The sequence below is a fragment of the Arthrobacter sp. S39 genome, from assembly GCF_004320525.1.
Classification (GTDB): domain Bacteria; phylum Actinomycetota; class Actinomycetes; order Actinomycetales; family Micrococcaceae; genus Arthrobacter.
In genome coordinates this window covers 695612-707937 of record NZ_SIHX01000001.1, presented here as the reverse complement: position 1 = coordinate 707937, position 12326 = coordinate 695612, and the positions used below count along the sequence as shown (strand labels likewise).

The 12326-nt window shown below is 65.1% G+C and carries 10 protein-coding genes and 1 tRNA gene; 8 read left to right on the top strand and 3 right to left on the bottom strand.

Annotation, left to right across the window (positions count from 1 at the left end; genetic code table 11):
* Positions 1–96: 96 nt before the first annotated feature.
* Together EYS21_RS03345 and EYS21_RS03340 are read right to left on the bottom strand one after the other, a co-directional pair.
* Positions 97–771: an HNH endonuclease family protein gene (locus EYS21_RS03345; RefSeq protein ID WP_131131746.1), complete on the bottom strand. Its 675-nt coding sequence runs from the start codon at positions 769–771 to the stop codon at positions 97–99.
* Positions 772–904: 133 nt separating this feature from the next.
* A complete protein-coding gene (locus EYS21_RS03340) occupies positions 905–1360 on the bottom strand; it encodes a MarR family transcriptional regulator (protein WP_131131911.1) in 456 nt (151 codons plus the stop codon).
* Positions 1361–1455: 95 nt separating this feature from the next.
* Between EYS21_RS03340 and bcp the strand changes: the two genes are divergently transcribed.
* The 8 genes from bcp to EYS21_RS03300 all read left to right on the top strand — a co-directional run bounded on the left by bcp (position 1456) and on the right by EYS21_RS03300 (position 11469).
* The gene (gene bcp, locus EYS21_RS03335; protein WP_131131745.1) at positions 1456–1929 is read left to right on the top strand and encodes a thioredoxin-dependent thiol peroxidase; all 474 of its coding nucleotides are present in this window, start codon (positions 1456–1458) and stop codon (positions 1927–1929) included.
* Between the two features lie 89 nt (positions 1930–2018).
* A tRNA-Leu gene (locus tag EYS21_RS03330) sits at positions 2019–2100 on the top strand.
* 274 nt (positions 2101–2374) lie between these two features.
* A complete protein-coding gene (locus EYS21_RS03325) occupies positions 2375–3049 on the top strand; it encodes a fasciclin domain-containing protein (protein WP_131131744.1) in 675 nt (224 codons plus the stop codon).
* 192 nt (positions 3050–3241) lie between these two features.
* Positions 3242–4915: an ABC transporter substrate-binding protein gene (locus EYS21_RS03320; RefSeq protein ID WP_207307658.1), complete on the top strand. Its 1674-nt coding sequence runs from the start codon at positions 3242–3244 to the stop codon at positions 4913–4915.
* Between the two features lie 79 nt (positions 4916–4994).
* Complete coding sequence (locus tag EYS21_RS03315; protein WP_131131743.1) at positions 4995–6497, top strand: malate:quinone oxidoreductase; 1503 nt, start codon at positions 4995–4997, stop codon at positions 6495–6497.
* A gap of 69 nt (positions 6498–6566) precedes the next feature.
* Entirely contained in the window at positions 6567–9782 is a 3216-nt protein-coding gene (locus EYS21_RS03310) for an efflux RND transporter permease subunit (RefSeq protein WP_131131742.1), read from the top strand.
* Positions 9783–9898: 116 nt separating this feature from the next.
* Positions 9899–11008: an LLM class flavin-dependent oxidoreductase gene (locus EYS21_RS03305; protein WP_131131741.1), complete on the top strand. Its 1110-nt coding sequence runs from the start codon at positions 9899–9901 to the stop codon at positions 11006–11008.
* On the top strand, positions 11008–11469 hold the full coding sequence (locus tag EYS21_RS03300) for a MarR family winged helix-turn-helix transcriptional regulator (protein WP_131131740.1): 462 nt from the start codon (positions 11008–11010) through the stop codon (positions 11467–11469). The genes EYS21_RS03305 and EYS21_RS03300 overlap by 1 nt, the downstream gene beginning before the upstream one ends.
* Before the next feature lie 27 nt (positions 11470–11496).
* On the opposite strand, the gene EYS21_RS03295 is transcribed toward EYS21_RS03300, so the two are convergent.
* Positions 11497–12303: a transglutaminase family protein gene (locus EYS21_RS03295; protein ID WP_131131739.1), complete on the bottom strand. Its 807-nt coding sequence runs from the start codon at positions 12301–12303 to the stop codon at positions 11497–11499.
* Positions 12304–12326: the final 23 nt, after the last annotated feature.

The window sequence follows — 12326 nt, the reverse complement described above, 5'->3', positions numbered from 1 at the left end:
ACCCCGTCTTCATGGCCACAAGCCAGGAAGGCGGGGTTTTGCTTTGCCCAAGTAACCACCCACAAGGCTGGCCCCTGGCAGCAGCCCTACGCGGGCCTAGCTGCAGGCGTCCAGGATTCCTGCGATCGCATCATGCTCGGCCGGGGTGACCCACAGCTGGTACTTGGCCTTCACGGCCGTCTGGCGGGCCACGTATTCGCAGCGGAACGCCTTATTGGGCGGGAGCCACGTAGCTGCATCCTTATCCCCCTTGGCGCTGTTGGTGGGACCGTCGGCCGCCATAAGGTTCAGCGGGTCGTTGGCCAGCTGCCTGCGCTGGTCTGCGCTGAGCTGCCGGGCACCCTTCTGCCACGCGTCCGACAAGGCGACGATGTGGTCGATCTGGACGTCCGAGCTGGTGGTGTTGCCTCGGACGAAGCTGATGGTCGTACCCGTGTACCTGTCGGCCAGTGTGCCGGTCAGGACAACACAGTCCTGTGTCCCGGGCTTGAACGTTTCGGACTGGAGGTCCCTGGCAAGGATGTCGTTCCGTGTGTCGCAGCCGTTGCGGTCCACATCGGCCCACGCAGGACCGAACTCGTCGCGGCTGTAGCCGGTCTTGGGGCCCCGACCCTTCACCGGGAGGGTTTCCAGCTGGGCGAGTGCGGCCGCGGCTTCGAAAGTCCTTGGTTCGGCATGGGCTGCGGTGTCGCAGCCGGCGAGGGAACCGGCAAGGAGCAGCCCTGTCAGCAGGGCAAAGGTCGTGGTGCTGGCGGCGCGGTTGATCAACAAATTCCTTCTTGGGCACGGACCGGGGCTTCACGGCCGCGCGACGGGACTCGGTCACAAGCGACCTGTTGGCGATTAAAGAAAAGCGCGCAACCACTGTCGAGCCAGTGATTGCGCCTGCTGGGCGGTGATGCAGTCAGCCTACCGGGGAACCGTCCGGCAAAGCCTTGGACTCAGGGGAAGCAAATTGGCTTGCCAGTTCGCGGACCACGGCCTGGAGCTCCTGGCGCAGGACATCAGGATCAATCGAAGCGGCCGCCAGGACCGAACGTTCCATCTCAACTGCGGCCGTCACGGCCTCGCGTCCACGGTCCGTCAGGGAAACGACGTGGCTCCGGCGGTCCGATGTGCTGCGGACACGGGCAATGTGTCCGTGTGTTTCCAGCCTGCTCAGCGTCTTGCCCATGGTCTGCGCCTGGACGCGGACGTACTGGGCCAGTTGCGCCTGCGTCATGGGGCCCTGGGCCGCCAGGACTTCGATCGCGATGACACCGGCATGGGTCAACCCAATGGCGCCGAGCTTTTCGTTCCACGAGTGTTCTACGAGACGGGCCGCGGTGGACAGTAGGCGCCCAGTGGGCCAGTGATCCATATCAGGCATACCAGCAGTATAGCCAAGTGCCGATTCGCCCCGGTCCAGCACGCTTACTAAGCTGGAATGTCCCGCCTTCAACAAGGAGATTAACAGTGGCTGACAGACTTACGACCGGTACGGAAGCACCGGGCTTCACTTTGAAGGACTCGCACGGAAAGGACGTCAGCCTGGCTTCCATGCGCGGGCGCAACACCGTTGTGTACTTCTATCCCGCCGCGTCCACCCCTGGCTGCACCAAGCAGGCCTGCGATTTCCGTGACAACCTGGCCTCCTTGCAGGCGGCCGGTTACGAAGTCCTGGGCATCTCCCCCGACCCCGTGGAAAAGCTGGCAAAATTCGCCGCCGCAGAAGGCCTCAGCTTTCCGCTTCTCTCGGACGAAGACCACGCCGTGGCCGAGGCCTACGGCGCGTGGGGCGAAAAGAAGAATTACGGAAAGACCTACCAGGGCCTCATCCGCTCAACCATCGTGGTGGACCCCGATGGCAACGTGTCCATAGCGCAGTACAACGTCCGCGCGACAGGCCATGTGGCCAAGCTGCGCCGTGACCTCAAGCTTGATTCCTAAAGGTTCCGGCGGCTGACCGAACCCCTCGCCGGCCGGCGCTACAATGGAACCTGGCATCCGCCGTCGCAGGTTTTTGCGGGGGCAGCCAAGCGCGAGTGGTGAAATTGGCAGACACGCAGGATTTAGGTTCCTGTGCCTTCGGGCGTGGGGGTTCAAGTCCCCCCTTGCGCACAGCCAGATAAATAAAAAGACAAAATCCCGGGCCCCGGCGGCCTGGGATTTTGTTGTTTAAGCCCCGTCGAAGCCCGGAATTCCGGGGATTTTGAGCCCACACGGCACCAACCGGAAAAAACTCCTTGAGATTCACCCATCCGCTTCACGGCAGCGCCCGAATACACAGTGAGACACCAGCCAAGGGCAGGTGCCCACCAAGTCGGAAAAGGCCACATGCGGCAGGCAAATTGCCCGCAGCAGGCAAAAATCGGCACTAACAAGGAGAATCGAAATGCAGTCAATCAAGCGCACAACTTTCACCGTTGCAGGTGTTGCAGCTGCAGCTCTGCTCAGCCTGACCGCTTGCGGCGGCTCCGCCACCACAGCGAACTCCTCTTCAGCACCGGCTTCCACACCGTCGGCTTCCAGCATGGCGCCGTCACCGTCGGCCAGCTCCGCTGCCCCCATGGACCCGGCAGCCAACCTGGTAGGCGCCGGTTGTGCAGGCTACGCCGAGAAGGTTCCCACCGGCGCAGGCTCCGTTGCCGGCATGGCACTGGATCCCGTAGCAGTTGCAGCTTCGAACAACCCCATCCTCACCACCCTGACGGCGGCTGTCTCCGGCAAGCTGAACCCCAAGGTTGACCTCGTGGACACCCTGAACGGCGGCGAGTTCACGGTCTTCGCTCCGGTCGATGACGCCTTCGCCAAGATCGACGCTGCCACCATCGAGACCCTCAAGACCGACGACGCCCTGCTGAGCAAGATCCTGACCTACCACGTGGTCCCCGGCCAGATCACCCCGGACAAGATCGCCGGCACCCACGCCACGGTCCAGGGCGGATCAGTCACCGTCACCGGCAGCAAGGATGCCCTCATGGTTGATGGCGCCAGCGTCATCTGCGGCGGCGTCCAGACCAAAAACGCCACCGTTTACCTGATCGACTCGGTACTGATGCCCAAGTAACCCTGGGCATCAGCACCGGGCTCCCCTGGAGCCGCCCGGCCTGACTCCCCCGGCGGCTCCGCGCACAACGTTGGACCCGGCCCTCACCGGCCGGGTCCAACTGCGTCCCCGGGACCTTCCGGGTCCGTCAACTAGACTGGGCTGGCGCCCGCAGACAGCGGAGCCGGCCAGCAGCCCAGAGGTGATCAACGAGTGCCCAGCAGTACATCGCGACGAACGGTGATCAAGACAGGCGCCGTTTTCCTGGCTCTGGGCGTGACGTCCTGCACCGGCGTCCCGGCCCCCTCACCGTCTTCCCCGAGCACGTCGACGCCATCTGCGGGCGACGGTCCCTCCGCCGCTTTCACGTTCGGCACGGCCTCCCAGCCGCTTGGGCTCGACCCGGCACTGTCCAGCGACGTGGAGTCCTACCGGATCACGCGGCAGATCCTCGAAGGCCTGGTGGGAGTGGACCAGACAACGGGCAAACCCACGCCGCTGCTGGCCACCGAGTGGACCGAATCAGATGAAGGCCGCTCCTACACGTTCAAGCTGCGCAGCGGAGTCATCTTCCACGATGGAACCCCTTTCAACGCGGATGCCGTCTGCGCCAACTTCAACCGCTGGTTCGCGTTCCCCGCGGCGCTCCGCCAGCAGGCCCCGGGAAGTTCGTTCAAGGGCGTCTTCAAGGCACATTCCGACGAGGCATCCCTTTCCATCTTCAAAAGCTGCACCGCCGTTTCTGCCGACACAGTCCGGATCGACCTGACGCAGCGCTTCACTGCCTTCCTCCAGGCCCTGACGTTGCCGGCTTTCGCCATGGCGTCACCGGCCGCGCTGGCCGCGGGGACTGCGGACGTGCTGAACCAGGTTCGGGGCGGGCAGCCCCTGTCAGCCTTCGCCACCAATCCGGTGGGGACAGGCCCCTTCAGCCTTGGCACGTGGGACGACGCCAGCGTCACCCTGGTCAGCAATAAGGACTACTGGGGCGAGCGCGGGCAAATCGCCACCATCAACTTCCTGACCTACGACCATCCGCAGACCCGCCTGCAGGCACTCCTCGACGGAAAGATCGACGGCTTCGACGCCGTCACGGTGGGAAACTTTGACCAGCTGGTCAAACGCGGCATGCAGATCGTGCAGCGGGACCCTTTCTCCGTGATGTACGTGGGCATCAACCAGGAAGTCCCGGTCCTCCAGGACGTGAAGGTGCGGCAGGCGATCGAGATGGCGATCGACAAGGACACGCTGATCCGTAAGTTCTTCATCGACAACACCGCCCAGGCCTCCCAGTTCGTTCCACCGAAGATCAGCGGCTTCAACAACGAAGCCCCGTCACTGGGCCATGACCCGGCCAAGGCAAAGACCTACCTGGAAGAGTCCGGCTATAACGGCGAAGAACTCAAGTTCTACTATCCGCTGAATGCCACCAGGCCCTACCTCCCCACTCCTGAAAAGGTCTATGCCGAGATCAGCCGGCAGCTGACCGCCGTCGGACTGAACATCAAACCCGTCCCGGTGGACTGGTCCGACGGGTACCTGCAGAAAGTCCAGTCCCCTGGCGACCATGCCCTCCACCTGCTCGGCTGGAACGGCGCCTACGCCGACGCCGACAACTTTGTCGGGCCGCTGTTCGGCGAGAAGAACGGTGAGTTCGGCTACCAGGACCCCCAGGTCTTCTCAAAGATCAACCGGGCCCGCAGCATGCCGCAGGGGCAGGAGCGGGATGAGCAATATCACACCATCAATGTCCAGATCGCTGCGTCGGTTCCGGCCGTTCCCATTGCGTTCCCCATCTCGGCACTGGCACTCTCGGACCGGGTGGCCAACTACCCGGCCTCCCCGGTCTTAAACGAAGTTTTCACCAAGGTCCAGCTAAAGCCTTGACGGGCACGTCCAATTTCAGTAAGAGGGTCACGCGGGGATATTCTGTGACAGCCAGAGCCGCTGCTATCGGAGACTCACTGTGACTTTTATTTCCAAGACCAAACATGCCGACGTCGTCCTGATCGGCGGCGGCATCATGAGCGCCACACTGGGGGCGTTCATCAAGCAGCTCGAACCCACCTGGACCATCTCCCTCTTCGAGCGCCTCGACGAGCCGGGACTGGAGAGCTCCGGTCCGTGGAACAACGCCGGAACCGGGCACGCCGCACTCTGCGAGCTCAACTACTCCCCCGCAGCCAAAGACGGCTCGGTGGACCCCTCCAAGGCGCTGCTCATCAACGAACAGTTCCAGCTGTCCCGGCAGTTCTGGTCGCATCTTGTGGAGAAGTCCCTGATCGGTTCGCCGAAGGGCTTTATCAACACCGTCCCGCACATGAGCTTTGTCATCGGCGAGGACAACACCAAGTTCCTGCGGACCCGGTACGAGGCACTGAAGCCCCACCCGCTGTTCCGCAGCATGGAATATTCCGAGGACCACGGCCAGATCGCCAAGTGGGCTCCGCTGATCGTCAAGGGCCGCGACCCGAAGCAGCGCATCGCCGCCACGCGGGCAGCCGAAGGCACCGACGTCGACTTCGGCGCACTGACCCGGGAGCTGACCACCTACCTCGGGAACAACGGCGTCGAGATCAACTACGGCCACGACGTGACCGGCATTTCCAAGGCGTCCGACGGCGGCTGGGACCTTTCGCTCAAATACCCGGCCTCCGGGGAACACGGCAGGATCCACGCGAAGTTCGTGTTTGTCGGCGCCGGCGGCGGCGCCCTGCACCTGCTGCAGGCCTCAGGCATCCCGGAAAGCAAGGGCTTTGGCGGTTTCCCCGTCTCCGGCCAGTTCTTCCGCTGCACCGACGAGAACCTCGCCGCCCAGCACAGCGCCAAGGTATACGGCCAGGCTTCCGTGGGCGCACCGCCCATGTCCGTGCCGCACCTGGACACGCGCTACGTCGACGGCAAGCGTTCCCTGCTGTTCGGCCCGTACGCCGGTTTCTCCACGAACTTCCTGAAGAACGGCTCCTACCTGGACCTGCCCCTGTCCATCCGGCCCGGCAACATCATTCCGATGCTCGCCGTGGCCAAGGACAACATGGACCTGACGGCCTACCTCGTGAAGGAAGTCGCCAAGCGCCACGGCGACAAGGTAGAGGCGCTCCGCGAGTACTACCCTGAGGCCAAGGACGGCGACTGGGAACTGATCACCGCCGGCCAGCGTGTACAGATCATCAAGAAGGATCCGAAGAAGGGCGGCGTGCTGCAGTTCGGCACGGAAGTCATTGCCGGCCGTGACGGCTCCATCGGCGCGCTCCTGGGCGCCTCCCCCGGAGCCTCCACCGCGGTGCCGATCATGATCGAACTGCTGCAGAAGTCCTTCCCCAAGAACTTCAAGGGCTGGCAGGGCAAGCTCAAGGACATGATGCCCGGCTACGGCACCAAGCTGGACAGCAACCCGGAACTCGCCGCGGAACTTGAGAAGGCAACCGCCACGGCACTCCAGCTGGAGAGCGTTTCGGCGACCCGCTGACCCTGCCGGGGTCGGCGGGCAGCAGTTCATCCCCATACCAGTCCGCCAACCCCGTCAGGAGACCAAGCGATGTTCCGGCTGGCACAACTTTCACTGGCAAACAGGGCACTGATCGCCCTGATCACCGTCTTCGCGTCGGTGTTCGGGGTGATCACCATGTCCTCGCTGAAGCAGGAACTGATACCCTCCATCGAGTTCCCGCAGATCACCGTGTTGTCAGCGATGCCCGGCGCTTCGCCGGAGGTGGTGGACAAGCAGGTCAGCGAGCCGCTGGAGAAGGCGCTGAACGGCGTCGAAGGGCTGGAATCGACGTCGTCAACATCCCGCACGGGCGTCTCACAGATCTCGATGACGTTCACGTACGGCTCCAACCTGGACCGGGCGCGGAACCAGATTGACCGGGCCATCTCCAATGCCAAACGCCAGCTGCCGGAAGACGTCCAGCCGCAGGCCATCGCCGGCAGCATCAGCGATTTCCCCATCCTGTTCCTGGCGGTCTCCTCGGACAAATCGCTGAGCGAACTTAATGCTGACCTGCAGCGGCTCAGCATCCCCCGGCTGCAGAAAATCGACGGCGTCCGCAGCGCCGATGTGACCGGCGGCGCCACCCAGCACATCCAGATCCTGCCAAGGGCTGACGCCATGGCGTCCAGCGGGGCAACCGTTACTGCGATCCGGGACGCACTGTCGAATAACGGGGCCCTGATCCCGGCCGGAACCATCGAAGAGGACGGCAAGATCCTCTCGCTCCAGATCGGCAGTCCGGTGGACTCCCTCGACGCCGTCCGGGCCCTGCCGCTGGCCGGCACGAAGCAGCCTTCCACCATCGGCTCCGTGGCGGACGTCTCGCTCAAGGATGACGAACGCACCTCCATCTCCCGCACCGACGGCAAGGAAACACTGGCGGTTTCCGTCACCAAAAAGCCCGAGGGCGACACGGTGGCCATCTCCCACGCCGTAACCGGCATCATCGGCGACCTTGAAGCCGAATTAGGCTCCAACGCCACGTTCACGCCGGTCTTCGACCAGGCACCCTTCATCGAGAAATCCATCAAGGACCTGACCACCGAGGGCCTGCTGGGCCTGGGCTTCGCCGTGGCGGTGATCCTGGTGTTCCTCATGTCGTCCCGCTCCACGCTGGTGACGGCGGTGTCCATCCCCCTGTCGCTCCTCATCACGTTCATCGGACTGTCCGCGACCGGCTACTCCCTGAACATCCTGACGCTGGGGGCACTGACCATCGCCATCGGCCGCGTGGTGGACGACTCGATTGTGGTGATCGAGAACATCAAGCGGCACCTCGCCTACGGGGAGGACAAGGTCACCGCCATCCTGACGGCCATCCGGGAAGTAGCCGGGGCGATTACCGCCTCCACTCTGACCACGGTGGCCGTGTTCCTGCCCATCGCGTTCGTTGGCGAACTCGCCGGCGAGCTTTTCCGCCCGTTCGCGCTCACTGTCACCATGGCGCTGCTGGCATCCCTGCTGGTGTCGCTGACCATTGTTCCCGTGCTGGCGTACTGGTTCCTGAAGTCCCCGTCGGCCGCTGCCCCCGGGTCCGCTGCCGCCCGCGAGGCCGCCGCGGCCGTGCGGGCCAGGGCACTGGAAGCCGAGCAGAAGAGCCTGCTGCAGCGGGGCTACCTCCCCATCCTGACCAAGACCCAGAAGCATCCCGTGGTGACGCTGATTGCCGCCGGGCTGGTGCTGGCCGCCACCGGCGCCATGACCCCGTTATTGGCCACAGACCTGCTGGGCCAGTCCGGGCAGAACAGCCTCACCGTGCGCCAGGTCCTGCCGGGCGGCACCAGCCTGGCCGAAACCAGCGCCGCCGCCGTCCGGGTGGAAGGGGTGCTGCGCAGCATCGACGGCATCAAGACCGTCCAGGTCACGTCCGGCAACGCCCAGGCGGGCTTCGCCGCGCTGATATCCTCAGGGGCTTCCAATTCGACCTTCACCGTGGTCACGGACGAAAAAGCGGACCAGGCAGAGCTCCAGGAAAAAGTCCGCACAGAACTTTCCGGCATCCCCGACGCCGGCAAGATCTCCGTGGGCACGCAGCAGGGCGGCTTCGGCACCTCGTCCACGGTGGACATCACCCTGCGGGCCGCCACCTCCGCCGACCTCCGCACCGCCAGCGATGCGATGGTGGACGCAATGGGCGGCGTGCCCGGCACCAGCGAGGTGGCCACAAACCTTGCAGCCAGCCAGAACGTTGTCCAGGTCAAGGTTGACCGGGCCAAGGCCGTGGCCGCCGGACTGAACGAGCAGCAGGTGGCCGGTGTGCTCGCCGCAACGATCAGTCCGGTCCCCGCCGGGACGGTCCGGATCGAAACCGACGACTTCCCGGTCCAGATCGGGGAGGGAACCCGGTTCACCAGTGTTGAGGCTGTGCGGAACATCCCGCTGCCGGGTGGACGGGCCACTCTCGGCACCATTGCCGACGTCGAGCAGGTGGAGGTCCCGATCTCCATCACGGCCAGCAACGGGCAGCGGACCGCGAAAGTCTCCCTCACGCCGTCGGGCTCCAACCTTGGCGCCGTGAGCGCCGAAGTCCAGTCCCGGCTGGACGATGTCCAGCTGCCTGCCGGGGTCACGGCCACCCTGGGCGGGGCCACCACGCAGCAGGCAGAGTCCTTCCGGCAGCTGGGTCTGGCCCTGCTGGCCGCCATAGCCATTGTGTACGTGATCATGGTGGCCACCTTCAAATCCCTTGTCCAGCCGCTGATCCTGCTGGTGTCCGTCCCGTTCGCGGCCACCGGGGCCGTCGCGCTGCTCCTGGTGACCGGCGTGCCGCTGGGCCTGCCGTCGCTGATCGGCATGCTGATGCTGGTGGGAATTGTGGTGACCAACGCCATTGTGCTCATCGACCTGATCAACCAGTACCGGAAGCCCGGCGACGGCAGGGCGGCGATGCCGGTGGCGGACGCCATCACGCACGGTGCGCGCCAGCGCCTGCGGCCCATCCTGATGACCGCACTGGCCACCGTGTTCGCGCTGACGCCGATGGCGCTGGGCCTGACAGGCGGTGGCGGGTTCATCTCCCAGCCGCTGGCCGTCGTCGTGATCGGCGGGCTGGTCTCCTCAACGGCCCTCACGCTGGTCCTGGTCCCGGTCCTTTACCGCCTGGTGGAGGGGCGCCGCGAGAGGAAGGCCCTGCTCAGGGCGCTGCACGAGCGCCCTGAACTGGGTCCCGCCAACGACGTCGACGACGAGTTCCGCGACTGGACCACCGGCAAGGTCCCCAAGGTCAGCGGCCGCCGCGCCGCACCGGGCGAGCCGGGCTAAACGAACGGGAATAATCCGGCCCGGGAGGCGTTGTATCCGTCGATAGATGCATATGCATCTAAATCGGGTATAGTGGTGGTAATCCCACCACGGACAGCCAGAACGGAAGGCACATCATGCAGATCGGCGTATTCAGCGTCAGCGACATCACCACGGACCCCACCACGGGACAGACCCCCACGGAGAACGAGCGCATCAAGGCCTCCGTGGCGATCGCCAAAAAGGTCGAGGAAATCGGCATGGACGTCTACGCAATCGGCGAGCACCACAACCGCCCGTTCTTCTCGTCCTCCCCCACCACCACCCTCGCCTACATCGCGGCGCAGACCGAGCGAATCACGTTGTCCACCGCCACGACGCTGATCACCACAAATGATCCGGTGAAGATCGCGGAGGACTTCGCGATGCTCCAGCACCTGTCCGATGGTCGCGTGGACCTGGTTCTGGGCCGCGGCAACACGGCGCCCGTCTACCCCTGGTTCGGCAAGAACATCCAGGACGGCGTGGAGCTGGCCATCGAGAACTACAGCCTGCTGCGCCGGCTGTGGGACGAGGACACCGTGAACTGGTCCGGCAAGTTCCGGACCCCGCTGCAGAACTTCACCTCCACGCCCCGCCCGCTCGACGGCGTCGCCCCCTTTGTCTGGCACGGTTCCATCCGCACGCCGCAGATCGCCGAAGTGGCCGCCTACTACGGCGACGGCTTCTTCGCGAACAACATCTTCTGGCCCAAGGAGCACTACCAGCAGCTGATCGGGCTCTACCGCGAACGCTACGAGCACTACGGCCACGGCACGGCGGACCAGGCGATCGTGGGGCTCGGCGGCCAGTTCTTTATGCGGAAAAACTCCCAGGACGCGGTCAAGGAGTTCCGGCCCTACTTCGACAACGCCCCGGTCTACGGCCACGGCCCGTCGCTGGAGGACTTCACCTCGCAGACCCCGCTCACCGTGGGCAGCCCGCAGGAGGTCATCGAAAAGACCCTGACGTTCCGCGAGTACTTCGGCGACTACCAGCGCCAGCTGTTCCTGATCGACCACGCCGGCCTGCCGCTGAAGACCGTGCTGGAACAGCTGGACCTGTTCGGCGAGGAAGTCCTGCCGGTCCTGCGCAAGGAGTACGCGGCACTGAAGCCCGCGCACGTTCCGGACCCGCCCACCCACGCAGGCCGGGTCGCGGCGCTGCTGGCTGCGCAGAGTGCCGAAACAACCCCGTCGGAGGCGTGATGGCCAGCGACGGCGAATCACCGGTACGGCTTGCCGCGGAGACCTGGGAGTCCCTGTTCCGGGCCCAGGTGGCGGTGATGCGGAAGCTCCAGGCAGGGCCTGCCTTCAAGAAGGTGGCACTGAACGAGTACGACGTCCTGTTCACGCTCTCCCGCTGCCCGTCTGGCTGGCTGCGGCTGAATGAGCTCAACGACCATGTCCTGCTGAGCCAGTCCAGCCTCAGCCGGCTGGTGGAGCGGCTCGAAAAGCGGGGACTGGTGGCGCGGATGGCGGCCCCCGAGGACGGCCGCGGGGTGCTGCTGAAGCTGACCGACGCCGGCGCCGAGCTGCAAAAGGACATCGGCCGCGAGCACGTCCGGGATATCTCAGGGCTCCTGGGTCCGGCGCTGACGGCGGCTGAGCAGAAGGAACTGAGGCGGCTGACCGAGAAGCTTCGGAATTCCGTGGGCGCACGCCACTAAGCGGCCCGGCGCAGAGAGTCGCCCGGACTAGCGCAGCACGACGAGCTTGGCCGGGTCCTCAGCGGGCAGGTTGCCGTTCACAACGGCGGTGACGCGCATCTGGTGGAGGGTGAGGCTTCCGCCGACGGTGGAGAGGAAGGCGGTATCGGCCGAGTCGCGGCCGGCCGTGATCCTCAGCATCGACTCCCGCGGGGCGAGCCCCGTGGGGTCGATGACGTGCCAGGCCCCGTTGACGTGGGCTTCGGCCACGGCGTGGAAATCCATCGGGCTCAGTCCCGGCGCGTAGACGGCCGTCAGCCGCGCGGGGATGTCCTTGGACCGGAGCAGCGCGATGGCAAGGTGGGCGAAGTCGCGGCAGACGCCGCGGCGGTGCAGGAGGGTATCCACTGCCCCGTCGGTGCCCCGCGAGGATCCGCTGATGTACCTCAGCTCGCCGTAGACCCAGTTCCGCACGGCATGCAGCAGCTCTTCGCCATGGAGCCCGCCGAATTCCGCATAGGCCGTGGGCAGGAGCCGGTCCGACTCGGCGTACCGGCTGGGGCGGACGTAGCGGATAAGTTCCGCCAGCGGTGCCTCTTCGGGGACGGCCTGTCCGGCCACCGACGCCGAATAGTCGACCGTCACCTCGGCAGGGTCCGGGAACTCCATGTAGTGGATCCGGCCCCCATGGTGGTCCGACAATTCAGTCAGCGGAACCTGCGCGCCTTCCACCGTTACCGACAAGGATTCCTCAAACGAGGAGTAACCGGGGTTCCTGGCCACGGAAATGGCCAGCGCAACCTTGGTGTCGGCAACGGTCCTGAAAACCAGGCGGGCGGAAACAGAGCGGTCCATTGATCTCCGGGGTGGGAAGTGGT

Bases quoted from the DNA above. Each gene is read 5' to 3' on its own strand.
- EYS21_RS03310 (WP_131131742.1), top strand. From the start codon at position 6,567: ATGTTCCGGCTGGCACAACTTTCACTGGCAAACAGGGCACTGATCGCC.
- EYS21_RS03300 (WP_131131740.1), top strand. From the start codon at position 11,008: ATGGCCAGCGACGGCGAATCACCGGTACGGCTTGCCGCGGAGACCTGG.
- EYS21_RS03295 (WP_131131739.1), bottom strand. From the start codon at position 12,303: ATGGACCGCTCTGTTTCCGCCCGCCTGGTTTTCAGGACCGTTGCCGAC.
- EYS21_RS03305 (WP_131131741.1), top strand. From the start codon at position 9,899: ATGCAGATCGGCGTATTCAGCGTCAGCGACATCACCACGGACCCCACC.
- EYS21_RS03325 (WP_131131744.1), top strand. From the start codon at position 2,375: ATGCAGTCAATCAAGCGCACAACTTTCACCGTTGCAGGTGTTGCAGCT.
- EYS21_RS03340 (WP_131131911.1), bottom strand. From the start codon at position 1,360: ATGGATCACTGGCCCACTGGGCGCCTACTGTCCACCGCGGCCCGTCTC.